Origin of the sequence: Actinoplanes sp. CA-252034 (genome assembly GCF_050956125.1) — a bacterium.
In the GTDB taxonomy this organism is placed as follows: Bacteria; Actinomycetota; Actinomycetes; order Mycobacteriales; family Micromonosporaceae; genus Actinoplanes.
This window is the reverse complement of sequence record NZ_CP191846.1, coordinates 326,405-347,379: the sequence shown is the minus strand read 5'-3', so window position 1 is coordinate 347,379 and position 20,975 is coordinate 326,405. Positions and strand designations below refer to the sequence as shown.

Sequence of the window (20,975 nt, the reverse complement as noted above, 5' to 3'; positions counted from 1 at the left end):
AGGCATGGTCCGGGCCCGTGTCGGGTATGTTGTCGTGCTCCCGGAACGATGGAGTGGGTATGGAGAACTCGATCCGCACGACGCTCGCCGACGACGGCACGATCACCGTCACCGTGTCGGGCGAGATCGACTTCTCGAACGCGGGCGAGGTGGAGCTGGGCATCCGGGACGCGCTCGCCGAGTGCTCGCCGTCGTCGATCGTGGTCGATGTGCGGGACGCCACGTTCATCGACTCGACGGGTCTGGGCGCGCTGATCGAGGGTTACCGGGCGGCGGTCGCGGCCGGAATCGATTTCCGGGTGGTCAATCCGAGCGACACGTTCCGCCGGGTGCTGATGGTCACCGGCCTCTCCGAAGTCTTCGGATTGAGCGAGACGATCGACGAGCCGTCACAGGCGACGGGCGCATGGAGCCGTCACGGGTGACCGGTCGATGAAAGGGAACGACCCCCGTCGGGGGAGACGGCAACGACCCGATCTTGAACAGCACCGGCGGCCGAACCCCGCAGCCAGCCTCACGCCTGACAAGATCGATTGCCATCCGTTGTCGTCGGTTGCCGGTCGGGCCGCTGACTTTCTGCTGACTGGCTTCTACTTGTTGCTCAGGAACGGGTCACCCCGCTGGGCATCGATGACGAGGTAATTGTGAAGCGACGCCTCCGCAGGGCGACACGGCTCTACGTCGTGGCACCACCGCTGAGCAGGACCGCAGTGCCGCTGTGATGAGTGAGTGCTGTACAGCTCGGTACACGCCGGGTAGGACGGGCCTTGACGGCCTTGTCCCCGCTGCTCGGCCGCCGGGTTCTGGCATAGGGTTCAACTTGCCGTCTATCTCGTACGGCGGGGCCGCTCGTCAGCTCGAACAAGGCGTCAGCCTGCCGGTTCAAGCAGTCGGTTCAACCACTCCGAAACCCTTCCAACACATCGATAGCTTCCACTCTATTGGTCGCGACCATCACTGCGAACGTCGATGAGTCATGGGTGCGCCACGCCTACGACGGATGACACAGCGTTACGGACCGCGAGATCAAAGATGAAATTACGACTGCGCGGTTTTGCCGATAAGAGAGCGCCAGCGAATCTAGATCAAGGGTTCTCCCGAGCCTGCCGGAAAATTCGCTAAAACTCCCGGCAGACTCGTGATTTCTACTCTGCCTCGCTCGCTAGTCGACTTTTCATCTTCAGGCAGTAAGAATTCTCGGGATCCTGCTCAAGGCCAGCGGAGACCCATCTGCTTGCTGCGGTGAAGTCTCTCTCGTAAATGCAGAGCCAAGCAAGTGTGGAGAGTTCGTTAGCGTTTGCCTCATCAGCACGGGCCTCGATTAGCGAACGGAATTTTCGAATAACAAGCCGCTTCTCATCTGCATCGAGATCTATTTCTTTTCTGAACAAGAGACCATTGAGGCGTGAAGCGGCGGCACTCAATTCACTTAGCGGCAGGGTGGCTATCTCAGCAAGCTGGAGCCGGGCGTGCATTTCTGCGAGCGAGTCAGATTTTGCTCGGTGCAGAGAGATTACTCTGCGCCATGCATCTTCATCGTTGGGATTAGATTCCAGGTATCGATTGACGGACTGGACGGCATCTTCAACAGAACCCACGTAGTCTCGCTGAAGTTCGGCGAGCGTTAGCCATGCGGGTGGGTACTCGGACGCAATATATTCGATGACAGCGAGTTCCTGAGTGATATCAACGCCGCTCTCGGCTCGCTGCGCAATGGCGCGAGCAAGTCGATCAATCCTCCTCCCAAGCCCTTGTCCTAGGTCGGTACTAGTCATTGCTCCAAATCCCTTGATGAGCTGCAGATCTGCATCGACCGCAATCTTCAGTGGACTTGTCACAAGCTTCTTCTTGCCAAACAGTGAAGCGGCAAGGGGAACTGACAAAAACTCACCATCGTCAGCTTCGTCTAGGACCGTCTCAATAAGGGAAGACTGCTCTAGCTCGGTAAGTCCGCGCTCAACGTCCATACGTTCATTTGCCGGTCGGAGAAGAACGGCTTCCAAGCCAATCCTAGGAACGATGGAGCGCCAACTGCAAAGAGTTAGAAAGACGCGCTGAGCAACCGGAGTGAGGGCCGCATATGACCTCTCAAATAGAGCGTCAAGCATCGTATCCTTCGACGCAACAACCCTCTTTACAGAAATCTTTCGGCCAGCGCTGGCAACTTCTCCGAGCATTACCTTGGCAATGTAGGGGTGCCCACCCGATTCGTCAAATAGGTCGTCCCTATAGGCCTCATCTAAGAGATTGTTTATTCCTAGCCTAGAGGCGGTGTCGCTTACAAGGTCGGCGAACTCTTCACGCGCCATTCCTCTCACTTCGATAGGGTAGTCGGCTTTGAAGTCTCGGGTTCTTGTTGTGATAAGAACCTTATTCGGCAATCGGACCGCATTGCTGAGGAACGCATAGAGTTCAGCCTGACCGCGAATAGTCTCGAAGTTGTCGACGACAAACACAAATGGGCCGTTGCTTGCCGCACCCGAAAGGCATTCGGTAATGTACGTTAGCGCTTCTTTCGATTTTAAATTTTCGCCAGGCCGCATCATCGCCGCAAAATCGCGCGCTATGTCTTCTACCGTTAGGACGTCGGCTCTTACAACTCGGGGACCTTCTGCCAGCAAATCAATATCACGTGCGCTAAACCAGATAATGGCGAAGGCGTTGTTGTTCATGGAAAGCTGATGAAGAACCTCAAGAGCCAACGACGTCTTCCCGATCCCGCCTCGACCCTGAAGCGTGACAACGGGATGCCGGTTGTCAGTAAGGCGAGTAATGAGTTCTTCTTCTAGCGCAGCACGCTTTACATAACCGTGTCGACGCGGCGGCATATTGGTGAATACGTTCCCCACCACATCTAAATCCGGCGCGGCGGCAGTCTCGCTTGCTGGCAGAGCTTCGACCGGTAGCATATAGGCGGATCCGTCTTGCTCCCGCCTTTCATCAGTGATGTATGACAAGGCTTCGAAAGCTTGCTTCCGGAAACCTCCATTAGGCAGGAAGAAATCAGTTAAGTCAGGATCCGAAAATAGGAGAGGTGTTCTGTTGGGTGAATCAATGAAGACATAAACGCCATCGGGGAGTGACTGCTCCCGGTCTCTCTTCAGATAACTGAATTTGTCTTGGTCTCCCCCGAAAGAACTTACGCGGTACTTGCCAGACAGATTCCTCTTGAGAAACGCCCATGGGCGATGGAATGCGGGAGAATTGGAAAGTACAAGGGTAAGCGACTTGTGCAGTTCAGGACAAGCGGCTGAAAGACGATCCGTCTTGGTGGCGCCATGACCGCGTGTTCGGTTTCTGAGCCAGACAAAGGTTCGTACCCAAGCTCTTAGATTTGAGCGCCTGCTGTGGATGTCCTCAACGCTAGCATCAATCTCTTTACAAGCCCGGTGTAGGCTATTAATTGCTGCTCGTTGCCATCCGGAGTCATCCGGAGAGCAGTTTACAGTCAATGATCTTTGAGAATCTTTAACCGAGTCTGCTAGATATTGGCTTGCTGTGCCCTGAACGGCCTCATCAAGGATGCTAGCCCATTCTCCAATGCCATCTGCGCGAAGAAGCCGATACTCGAGAGCATATCGATGCCGTTCTCGATCATCGTTCATTCCAGCCAGTAGCTCGACTACAAGGATTTTTACTAGCATTTCTCCGAGGTACATGAGTTCGAGAAAATAGGCCGGATCGGAATCTTCACGTGCCAGCTCTAGGCGTTCGAGCATCCTTCGTGCCGGAAGAAAGCTAGTCTGCACGGCGCCGCTAATCTCATCCGACAAGGTACTCTCGCTTTCAGTGAGTGCTTAAGCTTGTGCGAGAAATGAGGTGGCCGCACCGTCACGACCCTTCAGGCTCCGCGCGCGCTATTGTAGCGTGCAGGGGAATTTTGTGGAATAGGTTTACAATGTCTATTACACGATAGGATTACTACTGGATCTAAGTTGATGAGGACCCTGATACGTCGTTCATGCAGATCAGGCAGGATTACTGAAACTAATATAATTCTACGGGAAAGAGCAGTCACGAACGGCGCAATAAGACGTTGGTTGGTATCGTTTTGCATGGAAATTATCGAACGCTCGCCGAAGGCCGACGCGGTGGACCTAGGCCGAATAGCGTGCTCAACTTCAGCAGGAGCACTCGTCTGCTGCAGAAAACGCGCGTTGGGTGCCCACCGCTGGCCGCGCCCTGCGCCCTTGCCGGCATGCACCGTGGTTGCCCTTGATGACGCAGGCATGTTGGGGTGGAGTAAGCCGTGATGCGACAAGCTCAGCGTGTCCACTTCAAGAACCGCTCGAACAGTTCGGCCGGCGGAGTGGGTGGAAGGTCGAACACCGCTTCGTCGAGACGACTCCACATATAGGTGGCCAACTCGATAGGGGGCATCTCGCTTCGCAGTGATTCACGGGCCGGATCGCAGGGCCACGTCTGGTCGCATGCATCGCAGTCCCACGACGGGCGTGCGGCAGTGTGGTCGATGGTCATGGGGCCTTCGGTCCCTCGTAGACCCCAGGGGCAAGGCGTACCAGTCCGTTCCGGGGATCTTCCGCCAGCAGGGCCAGCAGAGGGATCTTCTGCCCGGAGAAACGTTCAGTTTCTGAGGCACCCCATTCATCGATCTGGGGAGAGCCGTTTTCAGATACCAATTTCCACTTACTCCGTGACATGAATGCCCCACGTCCCTTGTTGATGTTTTCCATTTGGGCCAGCGTGCGAGTTGGGGATGTCCACGGCCTGGTGGTCGCCGGGAGCGTCCTGACGCGTCTTGCGCAGCGCACGAGTGCATGCGAAGACCTTGCATGTATCTGCTTGTACAAGCTCGTTCTAGGACGTACAAGTACGTAGTTGGAGCTATTTGGTCGACGGCGATCATTTACCTTCAGGGCGTGATCGAGCCAGATGGACCCGTGCCGCCCTATCTCCAGCTCGCCGACATACTTGCTGAGCGGATTGCTAGCGAAGATTGGCAGCCAAACCGGCCCATCCCCAGCGAGTTCCAACTCGTCCAGGAGTTCGGCGTGGCGCGCGGAACCGCGCGCCGTGCCGTGGCGGTACTTCGTGAGCGCGGACTGGTCTTCACCGTGCCGCAACGAGGGACCTACGTTGCGAAGCCGGAGTCTGGGCCGGCCGAAGGCAACTGAGTGACGCCGTGTGCCCTCTGGACCGCACATCACGGCTCGATGGTTTCTTCTAAGATCCACTGCACGTAGGCGGGATTCCCGAAGAACGGCATCGCGACGACTGACGGAACCTCGTAGGGGTGTTCGCGGTTCGCCCGGTCGATGATCTGGGGTACGAGGCTGCTCCGGGTGTGCAGCACGACCCGGGCCTCTGGCTTGTCGTAGATCTGGCCCTGCCAGCGGTAGATGGACCGGATGGGCTCGATGACGTTGCCCGACGCAACGAGCCGGTCGTTCACCAAGCGTCGAGTGAATTCGATAAGCCAATCGACCTCAGGCGCGTTGATGAAGACCTCGCACACTTCGTCGCTCATGCCGCCTCTTTCTGGTCGCGAAGCTTGGTGATCGCGTCGCGTGCCTCGTCTTCGGTGCGAGCCATCCCGCCGAAGCCGGTGACGATCTTCCCGTCATGGCTCATGCCTACCCATCGCCCCTCAAGCCGCTGCCCGTGCGGGTGAAGCACGAAGTACAGCGTGCCCTTGGATCGGATGGAGCCGTCATCGGCTGCGTACCACCCCATGAGGACTTCGTTGTCCCATACGCGCAACTCACCGCGCCAGTGGTAGCCGCCGTCCTCGACCGGCCTTCCCCGGGCGATCGTCTGAAGGCTGATCAGGTCACCCTGCTGGCGGAGCTGCACCGGCTGTACGGCGATGACCTCCTGGGAGTCCTTGAAGCTCTGCCACGACGTCCACCAGTCGCCCGAGAGGTTCACCTTGTGGCTCGGGATGCCGGCTAGCTCGCCGACCGAGATCTTTAGTGCGTTTGCGATTGCCACCGCAACCGACAGCACGGGTTGCTGTTCGCCAGCCTCGTAACGCCTGATCTGTCGCTTGTCCACTCCGGCAGCCGTCGCGAGGTCGACCTGGGACATGCCCAATTCGGCTCGGCGCTGTCGCAGGACGTCTGCCATCTCCATGCCTTCATCTTCCGGGGACGGATGAGTCCCTGCAAGGAGACCCCTCGGTCCCTACGGGGACGGATTAGTCCTTGACAGGGGGACGGAAGAGTCTTCATGCTTCAGGGGACGGATAAGTCCCCTCACCGGGGACTTAGAAGTCACAGCATGCCTGTTTTTCCTGCTCGGCATGGCTGTTGGCAAGTGAGTCCCATGGCGGTTCCGGTGCGCCTGCTGCTCAGGCAGGAAGGCCGGTACGTGCCTTGTTCTCTGACAACTGCTCCACCAGGGCTCGTGGCTTCCCTCCGAATAAGGCCACCGCGCGCCGGGCTCAGGTGCGGCGCACCCCTCAACCCTTTCGCTGGTCGGCGCGGTGTCTGGCGTGTTCGCACGCTGGCCATCGTGTCGGCCCTGCTCCTGGAGGAACTTCCCGTGAGGGATTTCGACTTCGATTCCGAGCCGACCGCTGCTGACCTGGCGGCGATCGAGGACTCGGAACCTCTGCTCGCCGCTGAGTTCGAGGCGGCGCTCGCGGAGTTCACGCTGCTGGCCGCCATCGACCGTGGCCACGTCACCCGGATGGCTGTCCGACGCGCTCGCCGCGCCGAGCGTGAGGTGATCCGCCAGACGATCGCCTACGTCATGCGGATGACTCACCGAATCGAACAGGAGCGCGCGGCCTGATGGCCCGCATCCGGGCCGCGTTCCATGACCCGGACGGCACCCGGTACGGCATTCCCACCTTCTGGTGGCGGGGTGCCCCGGCCGGGTTCGCCACTCGCCGCCAGCTCCGCGAACACGGCCTCTGCCCCGGTGGTCAGCCGATCGCCGCTCAGGTCATGTGGCGCGGTGTCGGTGGCAACCGCGTCGCCTACCTCTACCGCACCGACCTGGCCCGGCCGAAGCGCACCGCCACCCCGGCCGTGCGATTGGCGCTCGCCAAGGCGATGCGCGCTCGCCGTACCTGCTCGACCTGCCGGGTTGTCCGGCCCTACTGCATCCCGCGCTCGCTCGGCGAGTGCCTGAACTGCTGGGAGAACCGATGACCGCCACCACGACCGGCAGCGCCTACCCGCGCACCGTCGACGAGCTGATCCCGCACGCCCGCGACCTGGCCGACCAGCTCGGCAAGCTGCCGAGCCGCAACACGCTGATGAAGACCTTCCGCGTCGGATCCGACAAGGCCAACGCACTGATCGCTGCGCTCGCCCCGGCCCCGGCCACGCCGGCCGATCCCGAGCCGGTCGAACCGCCCCCGTCCACCGACCCGGTGCCGCCCGTGCCGCCCCTGGTGGTGCCGGACGAGATGCCCCCGCTGATCGGCGCGCCTCGCCCGATCGCCGAGCCGGTCACGGTCGCCCCGTATGTCCCGGAGCAGGCCGCCGAGCCAGAACCGAAGCGGCGTCGCCCGGTCGTGTGGCCGGTCCTGATCCTGTGTCTCCCCGCGTTCGTCGCGATCTGGGGCGGCTGGGTGGAGATGGGCAAACTGACCGGCTTCGGCATGGTCACCCTGCTCCCCGGCATCTCCGACTTCCAGATCAACACGGCGATCACGCTGCCGATCGGCGTCGAGACGTACGCCGCGTACGCGCTCTACGCGTGGCTGTCCGGTCTGGCCATCGGCGAGGCTCGCGCATTCGCGAAGTGGTCGGCGCTGGCGTCGCTGCTGCTCGGCGGACTCGGGCAGGTCGCCTATCACCTGATGGCCGCCGCCGGGTGGACCACCGCCCCGTGGCAGATCACCGCGGCTGTCTCCTGCATCCCGGTCGCCGTGCTCGGCATGGGCGCGGCCCTGGCGCACCTGATGCACAAGAGCAAATAGCTCCGCCCGACGGCACGGCCCAAGGCCTGCAAGCAACGTGCCGTGCCGTCGGTCTCCCCTCCAGCCACCAGGACCTTTTGGGAGGTCACCAGTATGGCAAGCACCATGACGGCCGCGACTTTCGCTGCCGTGTTCATCGCTCTGTGGGTCGCCCACCAGATCGCCGATCACTGGGTCCAGACGCAGCACCAGGCCGACCGCAAGGGGCATCCCGGCTGGTCTGGCCGCATCGCCTGCGCCGGACACGTGACCAGCTACACCGCCACGGCGGCCGTCGCCGTCGTCGCCCTGGCCGTCGCGCTCGATCTCGATCTGAGCCCGTGGCGTGTCGTGGCCGGTCTGACGGTCTCTGCGGTCACGCACTACATCGCCGACCGGCGTACGCCGCTGAAGCGGCTCGCCGTGCTGGTCGGCGCGGACCGGTTCTACGCCCTCGGTGTGCCCCGGCCCGGACGCGACGACAACCCGTCACTCGGTACCGGCGCCTACGCCCTCGATCAGTCCTTCCACTACGCGTGGCTGTTCGTCGCCGCGCTGATCATCGCCTGAACGGAAGACCTGTTGATGACCACACAGGAACTGTCCGCCGGTCCGGCGACCTGGACCGAGCCCGCCGTCTACCCGATGCCCGCTCCGGCCAATGACACCCGATTCACCTTCGGCCTGACCACCGACGTCGGCAAGGTGCTCGCCGCGCACGGCTACCCGCCGATCCGGTCCGGTGCCGACTACGTGCGCTTGCAGTCGACCCTCTTCGGCTTCCTCTACACCTTCACCCCGGCGGCATCGTCGCAGCTCTCTCCCCTCGCAGACCCGGGTACGACCGACGCAACGGAGGACCGTCCGTGAGTGACAACCCCACTCCCAACCCTGACGGATTCGACTGGAGCGCCGCCGAACACGACGTGGCGAACCTGCCCGGTGCCGACGTGGTGGACCTGGGCACGGCCCGTGCCCGCAAGGCCGGAACCGGGTCAGCCGAGACGCACTACGCGGTCGCCCTGGACGACGAGCCGATTCGTGGCGGAGCGCTGGTGGACCCGCCGCCGACCGGATCGGCCGGCCGAATCCCGATCGTGCCGGTCGGCTGGAACACCTGGCCCAATATCAAGCACAGCGCGAAGCAGGCGACCGCGATCGGTCTCTACCGACTCGGCTTCCACGTGCTGCGCTCGCCCTGGTACACGCTGCTGGCCGCGTTCTGGTCGATCGTCGGCCTGTTCCGGCTACTCGGCCGCCAGATCAAATGGTGGTGGGTGTCGGAGCAGTACGGGCTGCGGCAGGCCGCCGCCGACGCCAACGACCCGGCGATGTGGCTCAAGCTGCACCGAGAGGTCAAGGCCACCCGCATGTGGCGCGGCATCGTGCTGCTCGCCGGGTTGATCACGCTGCTGATCGGCGGACCAATCCTGTACGCAACCGCCCCGATGTGGGCGCTGGTGGCGATCGGCGCCGGGCTGGTGGCGTTCCTGGCGCACATCGGCCGCCCCGAGGATCGGCCGATCATCACCCCGGCCACGGTCGCCGGCCGATTCCGGCGCATCGACCCGGACATCATCCTGCGGGCGTACTACGCTGCCGGACTCGGCCACCCGGACCGGCCGCGCCAGCAGATCGCGTTCGGCTCGACGATGGCCCGCGACTCGGCGAACACCGGTTCCCAGGTCACCATCGACCTTCCGTACGGCAAGACGTTCGACGACGTCATCAAGGCCAAGGGAGCGATCGCGTCCGGCCTCGATGTGTCGATCAACCAGGTGTACATCAGCCGCGACCCCAGCTCGCACCGGCGACACGTGCTGTTCGTCGCCGACCGCGACCCGCTCGCCATCCCGGCGGGGCGTACTCCGCTGCTGGACTGCAAGCCGCGTGACATCTGGCAGCCTGCCCCGTTCGGCAAGGATGAGCGAGACCGCAACGTCGGCCTGCTGATGATGTGGATCAGCGTTCTGGTCGGAGCTCAGCCGCGTAAGGGCAAGACATTCGCCACGCGGCTGCTGGCCCTGTACGCCGCTCTCGACCCGTACACGGTGCTGCTGCTGGCCGACGGCAAGATGTCGGCCGACTGGGACAAGTTCCGCCTGATCGCGCACCGGTTCGTCTGCGGTGTGGTCCCGAACTCCCGCGACAACGACCCGATCGAGCATCTGCTGGAGATGCTGCGGGAGGTCAAGAAGCACATCGAGGACGTCAACGACTTCCTCGCAAGCCTGCCCACCTCGGAGTGCCCGGAAGGCAAGCTCACCCGAGAGCTGTCGCGCAAGTACCCGCTGCTGCGGGTGTGGGTGCTGGTCATGGAGGAGTTCCAGACCTACTTCGAGACCGACGATCAGGACATCAACAAGGAGATCGCCGCGCTGCTGGCGTTCATCATGGCCGTCGGACCGTCGGCAGGGGTGATCATCCTGTCGTCGTCGCAGAAGCCCTCCGGCGTCGGCGCCGGTGACGTCGGCCGCCTGTTCAACCGCTACCGCGACAACCACGGCGTCCGCTTCGCGCTGCGCTGCGGCAACCGCATCGTGTCTGAGGCGGTGCTCGGTGGCGACGCCTACGCCGAAGGCTTCGACGCGTCCGCGCTGCCCAACGGCAAGCAGTACGCGGGTGTGGGCATCCTCTATGGCCACAGCGACGACACCGCCACCGTGCGGACGTACCTGGCCGATCACACCGACGCCGAGCGCATCCTGACCGCCGCCCGCAAGCACCGCGAAGCGGCCGGCACTCTCACCGGCGACGCCGCTGGGGAGAAGGTCGCCCGCGAGCTCCGCGACAGCCTCGCCGATGTCCGCTCGGTGTTCCTGCCCGGTGAGCCGGGTCTGCACTGGGGCACGATCGCCGAGCGTCTCGCCGACCGGCTGCCGGAGCACTACGCCGACGCCACGGCCGACGCCGTCTCGGCACTGCTCCGCGAGCATGTACCGAGCGTGAGCGTCAAGGTCAAGGGCACCGTGTCGCGTGGCTGCCGACTGGCCGACATCGACACCGCGATCGGCCGTCGCAAGAGCGCCTGACTGGTAGCGGATCTTCCGCTACCGGTAGCGCGACCGCTACCCCTACCCGCTACCGGCCTGGTCAGCACAGACACAGGCCGGTAGCGGGTAGCGGCGGCACCCCTCCCACCAGCGAAAACCGCTCTGGAGGCATTTCCGTGTCCTTCCACGCCGCTACCGCTACCCCCACCGATGACCCGTCCGGCATCCTGTTCGGACTGCTTTTCATCACCGCTGTATTGATGACTCTCGGTTACGGACTGGGCTGCTGGCTCTGGCCGTTCGGCGCATGCCGCCGATGCGACGGCACCGGCAAACGCCGCTCCCCGTTCGGCAAGGCGTTCGGCCTGTGCCGACGCTGCGACGGCAACGGCCGCCGCCTCAGGATCGGCCGACGGATCATCAACAGCCTCCGCGAGCTCCACGACAAGGGCACCCGATGACCGCCCGGACGATGGCCCGCATCCAACGGCGCATCACCGATCACCCCGACTGGTGCAGCCGCGATCACCGATGCGGGATCGACACACATCGGTCGCCGGACCTCATCGCCGACGCAACCGGTGGCCGTGGCGTCATCACCCGCGTCCAGGCCGGTGACCGCGAATACGCCGAGATCACCATCCGCGTACGCCTCGACCACCGCGACCCGATCGCCGTCCGGCAGGTCGGCCTCACCCTGCACCTCATCCGCCGCCTCATCCAGGCCGTCAACGCCATGCGCCCGGACAGCCTGACCAGCGGCACCCCGCGACCGGCGATCGGCCACAAGGCCGCCTGATGGCCCGGCCGCCCGTCTGCGGCCACTGGATCGGTGGCGAGCGCCGGTACTGCCTCGCCACCGATCATGTCCGCCGCTACCTGCCCGGACCGCGTTGTCCCGCGCACACCCCGGCCGCCCTGCTCGGCCACCCGGAAGCGCCGTCCATTGCGAATCTCTGGGAGTCGTCTATGCCCGACCGTGTCCCGACCCTGCCCGCCGCGCTCGCGCTGGCCGCAGAGGGCTATCCCGTTTTCCTGCTCGGCCGACGCAAACGGCCGGTCGCCAACTGTTCGACCTGTCCGAAAGCCGAAGCCGACAACGCCCACGACCCGGAAGCCTGCGATCACCTGACCTGCCACGGCTTCTATGCCGCCACCCGCGACCCGGCCCGGATCAACGCCATGCACCAACGGGTGCCCGGTGGGCTGCTGGCGATCCGGACCGGTCGCGTATGTGACCTGGCCGTCGTCGACATCGACCCGCGAAACGGCGGCACTATCGACCACGACCTGATGCCCGCCACCCGGGCGGTACGGACCGGTTCCGGTGGCTGGCATCTGTACTACCGCCACCCCGGGGGCGCCCTGGCCGCGAAGCTCCACGGCCACCCCGGCGTCGACCTCAAGGCCGACGGCGGCTACATCGTGGCCCCGCCGTCGATCCACCCGGACACCGGTGAGGCGTACCGGCGCCTCGGCGGCCGGGACGTCATCGAGATGCCCCCGCCGCTGGTCGCGTTGTGCCGGCCGATCCCCGCGCCGACCGCGACACCCGTCGGCACCGTCACCCCACTTCACCGGGGGGAGGGCATCTCCGACCCTGCCGCCCTGCTCGCCGCCAACCTGCACGCAGTAGCTACCGCCCCCGAGGGCCACCGCCGCAACGTCCTCTACGGCGCGGCACGCGGCATCGGCCGCATGGTCACCGCCGGAGCGATCACCGCCACCGACGCCTACACCGCGCTTTACACGGCCGGACGTGACGCCGGACAGACCGACCGCGACACCCGCGCGGCCATCACGAGCGGCTTCCGCGCCGAAGCCGTCCCCACCGAAGGGATCGCCGCATGACCAGGCCTCACCGGATCATCGAGGGAACCGCGATCCTCGATCGCCTCCACGAGACGCTGACCAAGTACGTCGTGCTGCCGTCGCCGGAAGCGATCGACGCCGTTGCCCTGTGGATCGCGGCCAGTCACGCCGTGCCTGCATGGGCGTACGCGCCCCGCCTTGTGATCCGCGCCCCGGAGAAGCGCTGCGGAAAGAGCAGGCTGCTCGACATCGTCGAGGGCACCTGCCACAACCCGCTGATCACAGTCAACGCATCTCCGGCAGCCGTCTACCGGTCGATCGGCACCGACGACCCACCGACGATCCTGCTTGATGAGGCCGACACGATCTTCGGTGGCAAGCAGGCCGAAGCCAACGAGGACCTACGCGGCCTGCTCAACGCCGGTCACCAGCGCAACCGGCCCACGATCCGCTACGACAGCAACACCAAGCGGGTCGAGAAGATCGCCACGTTCGCCATGGCCGCGCTCGCCGGGATCGGGCAGATGCCCGACACCATCGAGGACCGGGCCGTGGTCATCCGGATGCGCCGACGCGCCAAGGGCGAGAAGGTCGCACCCTACCGGCAGCGCCGCGACGGCCCCGGCCTTCGGCAGATCGCCAACGACCTCAACCAGTGGGTACGCGGACACGTGCCCACCCTCGAACGCGCCGAGCCGGTCATGCCCCTGGAAGATCGGGCCGCCGACACGTGGGAACCGGTGATCGCCATCGCCGATCTCGCCGGAGGCGACTGGCCCGACCGGGGACGGCACGCTGCTGAAGCCCTCACCGCCGAACGCGATGGACACACCGTCACCTCCGACCGCATCCGGCTACTGACCGACTGTCGCGCCGCGTTCGGTCCGCACGAGGCGATTCCGACCGCCGTGCTGCTCGACCGACTCAAAGCCGACCCCGAGGCACCGTGGGCCGACTACGGCGGAACCGGACTGACCGCGATGAAGCTCGGTTCGTTGCTGCGCGAGTACGACATCACCTCCGGCAACATCCGCTTCACCACCGGGCAGGCCAAGGGCTACCAACGCGCCGACTTCACCGACGCGTGGCAGCGCTACTCCCCCGACCCCGACGGTGAGCCGTCCCAGTCGTCCCAGCCGTCCCCACCCAGCTCAACCACGGGACGGCTCGCCACGGTGGTACGGCTCAAGCCGTCCCAGCCCACCCTCGACGACGAGATGCCCCCGCCGCCGGCCGATGCCACCGGGACGGCTTGAGCCGTCCCACCCGCCAAGCCGTCCCAGCCCTGACCTGCAACGGGACGGCTGGGACGGCTGGGACGGCTTACCCCGACGGACCACCTCTCGGACCCCTCCTTGGAGGTATCGCCCTGTGAACGCCCGCATCTACGACTTCACCCCACGTACCAGCCCGACCACACCTGCCGATGCCGAGACTCCCGCCCCGGTCGGGCGCGTGGTGTACACCGTCAAGGAGGTAGCCGGGATGCTCTCGCTCAATCTGGGCGGCACCTACGCCCTGATCCGTTCCGGAGAGATCCCCGCGATCAAGTTGGGCGGCCGTTGGGTCGTCCCGAGGGGCCGTTTCCATACCTGGCTGGAAGCCTGCCACGCCGAGCCCGAATCGGTCTCGCCCGTAGGCCTCGCCCCGATCGAGCAGGCGCACGCCGAAGTGCTCGCCGCCATCACCCGTCGCCGTAGTCGGCGCGGAGCCTGACCCCAGCGTGACCCCGGTGGGTGCGGCCATCTCGACATGGCCGCACCCACCGGCATGCCATCCCGCGACGACATCCCATTCAAAGGAGATCCATCACCGTGGGTCACGTCATCTCAACCCCTTCGGGCAACTGGCGTGCCAACTGGCGCGACCCGTCCGGCAAGCAGAAAGCCAAGACGTTCAAGACCAAGAAGGCAGCCAATGCCCACCTCGCCGAGGTCGAGAGCAGCAAGCACCGGGGTACCTACGTCGATCCGGACGCGGGCAAGGTCCGGTTTGCTGAATTCGCCGCGCGATGGCTCCTCGGTAGGGAGGTCGAGGCCCGGACGGCAGAGCGCACAATGTCGCTCCTGCGGACGCATCTCGTGCCCCGGTGGGGCGCGTTGCAGCTCGCGCAGATCGACTACATGTCGGTTCAGGAGTGGGTGGTAGAGCTGGGTACCAGACTCGCTCCGCCCACCGTCTCCAAGTGCTACGGCCTCTTGAAGGCCATCCTGGGCACAGCTGTCCGGGCGCGCATCCTGCCGTACAACGCGGCCGAGGGTGTGAAGGTGCGCCGGGAGGCACGCGAGACCGCCCAGCGCTCCTCGGCGATCACCCGCGACGAGTTCTTCGGCCAGCTGCTGCCGGCCGTTCCCGTCCGGCACAAGGCCATCGTCTGTCTGGCCGCCGGAGCGGGTCTGCGCTGGGGTGAGTGTGCCGGGCTCACGTGGAGCGCGCTCGACCTCGACGCGGCCACGGTGCGCGTGGTCCAGGTCGCCGAGGAGACTCCCCATGGCGTGACCCTCCGGCCGTACCCGAAGACGAAGGCCGGTGTTCGCACCGCGCCGCTCCCCTCGTTTTTGAAGTCAGAGCTCTGCGCTCATCTAGGACGGTTCCGCGAGCCGCCCGCGCTTACGGACCTCGTTTTTCCGACCCGGCACGGAACCCCGATCCTCCGTGGCAACTTCCGCCGGGAGGTGTGGAGTCTCGCGCTGGCTCGCTCCGGCCTGCCGACGACCCTTCGGTTTCACGACCTGCGCCATTCGTATGCGACATGGCTCATCTCCGAGGGCGTACCCGTCAACGCCGTCCAGAAGGTGATGGGGCATGCCAACGCGTCCACGACCCTCGACCGCTACACCCACGCCCCGACCGACTATCAGGCGCTTGTCCGGGGCGTTTTCGACCCCTGTGCTGACGATCTGCTGACTTTTCCGGCCCCGCAACACCCGAATGAGGATGACGAGGGCGGGGCGGCACTGCCGCTACCTGCATAGGAGCACGATCGGGGGTCGGTCCCTGAAAGGGAACGACCCCCGTCGGGGGAGACGGGGGCCGTCCTGGGATTCGGCTCCGGGGGGTCGAGCCGAATCACCCGGTGATCGCGGGGGGCGCGATCACCGTGGCCTGAGAGTCCGAGGTTCTGGGTTACTGGTTGAAACGGGAACAACACACACCTCGTAGCAAACACAAGTCTGCCTCAGGATCACGCTCCACGTCGAGTACCGAATGCGACTGACTGGACCGGCTCCTACCCGTCTGACCGATTTCACGGGCTGTCACGGCAGGGCGCATCGGGCGTACGGGACAACCGGCACAGGCGTGGTGCGGCTACACTTTCGGCCCGTGGGCCTGAGCGCCGCCTTTTTCGATCTCGACAAGACCGTCATCGCCAAGTCCAGTGCGCTGGCCTTCGGACGGCCGTTCTATCGGGATGGCCTGATCAGCCGACGTGACGTGGTGAAGACCGCCTATGCCCAGCTGATGTTCCGGCTGGGTGGCGGCACCGATGAGCAGTCGATGGCCCGCACCCGCGACTACATGGCCGCCCTGTGCAAGGGCTGGCGAGTGGAGCAGGTGCAACAGATCGTCGCCGAGACGCTCGGCACACTGATCAATCCGTATGTCTACGCGGAGGCCGCCGCACTGATCGCCGAGCACCAGGCAGCGGGCCGCGATGTGGTGCTCGTCTCAGCTTCCGGCGACGAGATGGTCCGCCCGATCGGCGCGCTGCTCGGCATCACGGACGTGATCGCCACGCGGATGGCGATCGTCGACGGCCGTTACAGCGGTGCGGTGGAGTTCTACTCGGCCGGTCCGGCCAAGGTCGTCGGCGTCCAGCGGCTGGCCGACGAGCGCGGTTACGACCTCGCCGACTGCTACGCCTATTCGGACTCCAGCAGCGACCTGCCGCTGCTGGAGGCGGTCGGCCATCCGAGTGCCGTCAATCCGGATCGCACACTGCGCCGGGTGGCCGCGCTCCGCTCCTGGCCGATTCTGGAGTTCCGTCATCCCGTACCCCTGGGAAGGCGCCTTCGCGATCGCCCGGCGGTGCCGGTCGCCGCGGCTTTGAGCGTCGGCGTGGGCGTTGCCATCGGCGTTGCTCTATACGGTCGACTTCGGCGGGCCCGCGCCGCCTCGGTCGCATAAAGACAATCATTCTGTACGGCCACGAATAGGCACCGTGGCTGTCCCCGCGAGGCCATTCCGGCACCGGACCGCAACGCGACCGCCGGGCGTATGCGGCCCCACCGGCAGCGCTACTCGCCCCCACAAGCGACAACGTCACCGGAGAGTGCCGGGCGACGACGCAATCAGCCCCCATCGACGGGGCTCGCGGCGTACATCGGTCTGAGTATTCGCCGTTCGGCCGCCATTCCCGCTGAAATCTGGCGATCATGCCGCCGGCGGCGTAGAAATGAATCGCGGGCCCGGAACCTCGGGCACCGTGCACGGCCACCGGGAACCCACGCGCGATCAGCCACGGCAGGCACGTTGCGACGGGACCTCCGCCCCGCGGGGCGCTGGACCGTCGACAACGACTCAGGTGCACGCTTGATAACCCGGTCCGGACGCGCGCAGCCGGCGCCCCCGCGAGGGACGCCGGCTCTTCAATCTCCCGGCCGGCCGTCGGGGTGGCGACTCAGCTCGCCGCGGCCTGGTGCCGCCGCCGGATCTCCTGGTAGACGGCACGGAACAGCTTGGGCCGGGCGTGGAAGTCGACCCCCTGGGCCCAGAGCTCGGTGTTGACCGTGGCGCCGTCGTGCCGCTCGATCAGCACGGTCGTGTCCCGCTGCAGCTCCCACCGGCCGACCCGATGGGTGGCGTGGTGCAGGTGCACCCCGGCGATGTCACGCCAGCGCAGGATGCGCGACCGCAGCAGGCCCCGGATCAGCACGCCCTCGCTGCTGACATACACCCCGTGCTGGATGATCCGCCAGGCCCCGATCAGCCAGACGCCGGCGAGCATGACGGCGACCGCACGCACGCCGTGCCCGATCAGGTCGAACTGGCGGATGGACGCCCAGGTGAGCAGCCCCAGGGCCACCGCTTCCCAGACGATCACGAGCCAGCGGCCGGAACCCGGCGGATAGGGACGGACCCAGTGCGAACCCACGCAGAGAAGTATGCCGCTGTTCAGACGGCGGCCAGCACATCGTCTCCGATCACGCTGATTTCTCCGGCACCGGCCGTGATCGCCGCGGCGTAGTGCCGCAGCCACGAGCGCACCCCGTCCGGGGTGCCGGTGGCGTAGGCGCCGGCCGACCCGACGTACTCAGGCTCGCGGGCGAGGTGACCGGATTCGACCACGACCAGGCCGCGGGGGTCGAAGCCACGGGCGGTGAGGGCGAGGCGGGCGGCGGCGCGGGCCACCACTCCGGCCGGGCCGGCGAACGGGCGCAGGGTGATCAGCTCGGCGTGGACGATGGCGGCGAGCAGCATCGGCGGGGTGGTCTCGTTGCCGGCGACGAGACCGGCGAGCGCGTCGATCCGCTCGGCGCCGCCGGTGAGACGACCGAGGTCGTGGTCGTGGACGACGCCGCGTGCGGCGAGCACGTGAAGCTTGGCGAGCGCCTGGCGGGGCGCGCGGGGCCAGAGGTCGACGAGGCCGGGGAGCGCCTCGGCGACGCGGAGGGCGCCCTGCACGACCGGGTCGGTGACGGTTCCGTCGCGTACCTCGTCGAGGTCGTATCGGTTGCCCTCCAGCGCCGCGCTGGCGACCGCGGCCCGGAGGCTGGCCTCCGCGGCGACCTGGCCGCCGTGTCGGCGCAGCGCGCGATGCTTGTGGGCGGCGTCGACGGCTTCTCGTGCGCTCGCGAAGGCGGGCGCGACCTCGGCGAGGTCGAGCAACGGGGCAAGTGGATCCACGTGAACACGGTAACCGGTAAAAGTACGGAAACACGGGGTGCACAAATGAGCGCGGAACTGGCAAGATTCGCGCAGTAGTGAGCATCGATCCGCCGGTCGGCGCGCGCACGACACCATCGGGCGCGGGCGACGGCACAAAGCCTTCCGCGCAACTAGTGTGCATTTGAAGAGACCCCGGTCACGGCAGAGGAGCCGCCCTCATGAGCGAGACACTGGAGAACCTGTCCTCGGAGACGCGGCAGTTCCCGCCGCCCGCCGACCTTGCGGCGAACGCCAACGTGAAGGCCGACGCCTACGAGGAGGCCGCGTCCGACCGGCTCGCCTTCTGGGCGAAGCAGGCGGAGCGTCTGGCCTGGAGCAAGCCGTGGGACCAGATCCTGGACTGGTCGAACCCGCCGTTCGCGAAGTGGTTCGTCGGCGGCGAGCTGAACCTCGCCTACAACTGCGTGGACCGGCACGTCGAGGCCGGGCTGGGCGACCGCGTCGCGATCCACTGGGAAGGCGAGCCCGGCGACACCCGGACCGTCACCTACTCCGAGCTGCTCAAGCTCGTGAGCCAGGCCGCCAACACCCTCACCGACCTCGGCGTGACCGCGGGCGACCGGGTGATGATCTACCTGCCGATGATCCCGGAGGCCGCGGTCGCGATGCTGGCCTGCGCCCGGATCGGCGCCACCCACAGCGTGGTGTTCGGCGGTTTCTCGGTGGACGCGCTGTCCACCCGGATCGACGACGCCGACGCCAAGGTGGTGATCACCGCCGACGGTGGTTACCGCAGGGGCAAGCCGTCGGCGCTCAAGCCGACCGTGGACGAGGCGGTGGCGCGCACCAACCGCATCGAGCACGTGCTGGTCGTCCGCCGGACCGGCCAGGAGGTCGCGTGGACCGACAAGGACAAGTGGTGGCACGAGACGGTCGAGCAGGCCAGCCCGGAGCACAAGGCGCAGCCGTTCGACTCCGAGCACCCGCTGTTCATCCTCTACACCTCGGGCACCACCGGTAAGCCGAAGGGCATCCTGCACACCACCGGTGGTTACCTGACCCAGACGTCGTACACGCACCACGCCGTCTTCGACCTCAAGCCGGAGACCGACGTCTACTGGTGCACCGCCGACATCGGCTGGGTCACCGGTCACTCGTACATCGTCTACGGCCCGCTCTCCAACGGCGCGACCCAGGTGATGTACGAGGGCACGCCGGACACCCCCGACCGGGGCCGGTTCTGGCAGATCGTCGACAAGTACAAGGTGTCGATCCTCTACACCGCGCCGACGCTGATCCGCACCATGATGAAGTGGGGCGACGACATCCCCGCCAAGTACGACCTGTCGTCGCTGCGGGTCCTCGGCAGCGTGGGCGAGCCGATCAACCCGGAGGCCTGGATCTGGTATCGGGAGCACGTCGGCCGCGAGCGGACCCCGATCGTGGACACCTGGTGGCAGACCGAGACGGGCGCGATCATGATCTCGCCGCTGCCCGGTGTGACCGCCGCGAAGCCGGGCTCGGCGATGACCGCGCTGCCCGGCATCGGCGCCGACGTGGTCGACGACCAGGCCCAGTCGGTGCCGAACGGCGGCGGTGGCTTCCTGGTCCTGCGTGACCCGTGGCCGTCGATGCTGCGCACGATCTGGGGTGACGACCAGCGCTTCCTGGACACGTACTGGTCCCGCTTCGGGGCCGGCGCCGGTCAGGGCGACGACTGGATCTACTTCGCCGGCGACGGCGCGAAGAAGGACGAGGACGGCGCGCTCTGGCTGCTCGGCCGGGTCGACGACGTGATGCTGGTGTCCGGTCACAACATCTCCACCACCGAGGTGGAGTCGGCGCTCGTGTCGCACCCGTCGGTGGCCGAGGCGGCGGTGGTCGGCGCGACCGACCCGACGACCGGTCAGGCGATCGTCGCGTTCACCATCCCGCGGGGCAATGTGGACACCGCGGGCGAGGCGGGCGAGGCGTTGATCAAGGACCTGCGCAACCACGTGGCCAAGACGCTCGGCCCGATCGCCAAGCCGCGGCAGATCATGCTCGTCACCGAGCTGCCGAAGACCCGGTCCGGAAAGATCATGAGGCGACTTCTGCGTGACGTGGCGGAGAACCGGTCACTCGGTGATGTCACGACACTTCAGGACTCAACCGTGATGGATCTGATCTCCTCCGGCCTGAAGACGGCCAAAACCGAAGACTGACGGCAATTAATAAAGGCTGGTGACAGAAGTATGTCACCAGCCTTTTGTCGTATTTGCCGGTCCCCGTGCTATGACCGGACCATATTGGGTAACCATTGGTCATCAATATGCTTGGCGCTCCCCGAACATCGTTTGGTTTGCATACGTTCACCTGAGTCCCGATCGACGGGACCGTTTCACGCCGGACGCCCGTACCCCAGTGATCCGGCTGGCGAAAGCGGAGGTAAACGTAGTGCGCAAGGTGGTCGCAGGACTGCTCGGCGC

22 protein-coding genes are annotated in these 20,975 nt (G+C 65.6%); 16 read left to right on the top strand and 6 right to left on the bottom strand.

Annotated elements, in window-relative coordinates; translation table 11 throughout:
* The first annotated feature begins 59 nt into the window (after window positions 1-59).
* A complete protein-coding gene (locus ACQPZW_RS01615) occupies window positions 60-425 on the top strand; it encodes an STAS domain-containing protein (RefSeq protein ID WP_433793074.1) in 366 nt (121 codons plus the stop codon).
* 720 nt (window positions 426-1,145) lie between these two features.
* On the opposite strand, the gene ACQPZW_RS01610 is transcribed toward ACQPZW_RS01615, so the two are convergent.
* Window positions 1,146-3,773, bottom strand: coding sequence for an NB-ARC domain-containing protein (locus ACQPZW_RS01610; protein ID WP_433793073.1), 2,628 nt, complete (start codon window positions 3,771-3,773; stop codon window positions 1,146-1,148).
* A gap of 702 nt (window positions 3,774-4,475) precedes the next feature.
* Window positions 4,476-4,694 (bottom strand): hypothetical protein, encoded by a 219-nt coding sequence (locus tag ACQPZW_RS01605; protein ID WP_433793072.1) that lies wholly within the window; start codon window positions 4,692-4,694, stop codon window positions 4,476-4,478.
* A 186-nt stretch (window positions 4,695-4,880) separates the two neighbouring features.
* On the opposite strand from ACQPZW_RS01605, the gene ACQPZW_RS01600 reads away from it, so the two are divergent.
* Window positions 4,881-5,135 carry a GntR family transcriptional regulator gene (locus ACQPZW_RS01600; protein ID WP_433793071.1) on the top strand — a complete coding sequence of 85 codons (255 nt, stop codon included), beginning with the start codon at window positions 4,881-4,883 and terminating at the stop codon, window positions 5,133-5,135.
* A 29-nt stretch (window positions 5,136-5,164) separates the two neighbouring features.
* Here the strand turns inward: ACQPZW_RS01600 and cutA are convergent, their stop codons facing one another.
* Together cutA and ACQPZW_RS01590 are read right to left on the bottom strand one after the other, a co-directional pair.
* Window positions 5,165-5,488 carry a divalent-cation tolerance protein CutA gene (gene cutA, locus ACQPZW_RS01595; RefSeq protein ID WP_433793070.1) on the bottom strand — a complete coding sequence of 108 codons (324 nt, stop codon included), beginning with the start codon at window positions 5,486-5,488 and terminating at the stop codon, window positions 5,165-5,167.
* The gene (locus ACQPZW_RS01590; protein WP_433793069.1) at window positions 5,485-6,093 is read right to left on the bottom strand and encodes a helix-turn-helix transcriptional regulator; all 609 of its coding nucleotides are present in this window, start codon (window positions 6,091-6,093) and stop codon (window positions 5,485-5,487) included. The genes cutA and ACQPZW_RS01590 overlap by 4 nt, the downstream gene beginning before the upstream one ends.
* A gap of 381 nt (window positions 6,094-6,474) precedes the next feature.
* Between ACQPZW_RS01590 and ACQPZW_RS01585 the strand changes: the two genes are divergently transcribed.
* The 13 genes from ACQPZW_RS01585 to ACQPZW_RS01525 all read left to right on the top strand — a co-directional run bounded on the left by ACQPZW_RS01585 (window position 6,475) and on the right by ACQPZW_RS01525 (window position 16,806).
* The gene (locus tag ACQPZW_RS01585; protein ID WP_433793068.1) at window positions 6,475-6,756 is read left to right on the top strand and encodes a DUF6284 family protein; all 282 of its coding nucleotides are present in this window, start codon (window positions 6,475-6,477) and stop codon (window positions 6,754-6,756) included.
* Window positions 6,756-7,118: an RRQRL motif-containing zinc-binding protein gene (locus ACQPZW_RS01580; protein WP_433793067.1), complete on the top strand. Its 363-nt coding sequence runs from the start codon at window positions 6,756-6,758 to the stop codon at window positions 7,116-7,118. Before ACQPZW_RS01585 ends, ACQPZW_RS01580 begins: the two co-directional genes overlap by 1 nt.
* Window positions 7,115-7,894 carry an ABC transporter permease gene (locus tag ACQPZW_RS01575; protein WP_433793066.1) on the top strand — a complete coding sequence of 260 codons (780 nt, stop codon included), beginning with the start codon at window positions 7,115-7,117 and terminating at the stop codon, window positions 7,892-7,894. The genes ACQPZW_RS01580 and ACQPZW_RS01575 overlap by 4 nt, the downstream gene beginning before the upstream one ends.
* A 105-nt stretch (window positions 7,895-7,999) precedes the next feature.
* Window positions 8,000-8,443, top strand: a complete 444-nt coding sequence (locus ACQPZW_RS01570; RefSeq protein WP_433793065.1) for a DUF3307 domain-containing protein — start codon at window positions 8,000-8,002, stop codon at window positions 8,441-8,443.
* 15 nt (window positions 8,444-8,458) lie between these two features.
* Window positions 8,459-8,743, top strand: coding sequence for a hypothetical protein (locus tag ACQPZW_RS01565; protein WP_433793064.1), 285 nt, complete (start codon window positions 8,459-8,461; stop codon window positions 8,741-8,743).
* Entirely contained in the window at window positions 8,740-10,905 is a 2,166-nt protein-coding gene (locus tag ACQPZW_RS01560; RefSeq protein ID WP_433793063.1) for a cell division protein FtsK, read from the top strand. Before ACQPZW_RS01565 ends, ACQPZW_RS01560 begins: the two co-directional genes overlap by 4 nt.
* A gap of 137 nt (window positions 10,906-11,042) precedes the next feature.
* Window positions 11,043-11,327: a hypothetical protein gene (locus ACQPZW_RS01555; RefSeq protein WP_433793062.1), complete on the top strand. Its 285-nt coding sequence runs from the start codon at window positions 11,043-11,045 to the stop codon at window positions 11,325-11,327.
* Window positions 11,324-11,665, top strand: a complete 342-nt coding sequence (locus ACQPZW_RS01550; RefSeq protein WP_433793061.1) for a hypothetical protein — start codon at window positions 11,324-11,326, stop codon at window positions 11,663-11,665. Before ACQPZW_RS01555 ends, ACQPZW_RS01550 begins: the two co-directional genes overlap by 4 nt.
* A gap of 170 nt (window positions 11,666-11,835) precedes the next feature.
* Window positions 11,836-12,717 (top strand): bifunctional DNA primase/polymerase, encoded by an 882-nt coding sequence (locus tag ACQPZW_RS01545; protein ID WP_433793060.1) that lies wholly within the window; start codon window positions 11,836-11,838, stop codon window positions 12,715-12,717.
* A complete protein-coding gene (locus ACQPZW_RS01540; protein ID WP_433793059.1) occupies window positions 12,714-13,934 on the top strand; it encodes a DUF3631 domain-containing protein in 1,221 nt (406 codons plus the stop codon). The genes ACQPZW_RS01545 and ACQPZW_RS01540 overlap by 4 nt, the downstream gene beginning before the upstream one ends.
* Window positions 13,935-14,049: 115 nt before the next feature.
* Window positions 14,050-14,394, top strand: a complete 345-nt coding sequence (locus ACQPZW_RS01535; RefSeq protein WP_433793058.1) for a helix-turn-helix domain-containing protein — start codon at window positions 14,050-14,052, stop codon at window positions 14,392-14,394.
* Between the two features lie 98 nt (window positions 14,395-14,492).
* The gene (locus tag ACQPZW_RS01530) at window positions 14,493-15,653 is read left to right on the top strand and encodes a tyrosine-type recombinase/integrase (protein WP_433793057.1); all 1,161 of its coding nucleotides are present in this window, start codon (window positions 14,493-14,495) and stop codon (window positions 15,651-15,653) included.
* Window positions 15,654-16,002: 349 nt separating this feature from the next.
* A complete protein-coding gene (locus tag ACQPZW_RS01525; protein WP_433793056.1) occupies window positions 16,003-16,806 on the top strand; it encodes an HAD family hydrolase in 804 nt (267 codons plus the stop codon).
* Window positions 16,807-17,299: 493 nt separating this feature from the next.
* Here ACQPZW_RS01525 and ACQPZW_RS01520 read toward each other — a convergent pair whose 3' ends face one another.
* A complete protein-coding gene (locus tag ACQPZW_RS01520; protein ID WP_433793055.1) occupies window positions 17,300-17,773 on the bottom strand; it encodes a PH domain-containing protein in 474 nt (157 codons plus the stop codon).
* A gap of 20 nt (window positions 17,774-17,793) precedes the next feature.
* Entirely contained in the window at window positions 17,794-18,525 is a 732-nt protein-coding gene (locus ACQPZW_RS01515) for an oxidoreductase (protein WP_433793054.1), read from the bottom strand.
* 200 nt (window positions 18,526-18,725) lie between these two features.
* On the opposite strand from ACQPZW_RS01515, the gene acs reads away from it, so the two are divergent.
* A complete protein-coding gene (gene acs, locus ACQPZW_RS01510; RefSeq protein WP_433793053.1) occupies window positions 18,726-20,711 on the top strand; it encodes an acetate--CoA ligase in 1,986 nt (661 codons plus the stop codon).
* Window positions 20,712-20,975 lie beyond the last annotated feature (264 nt).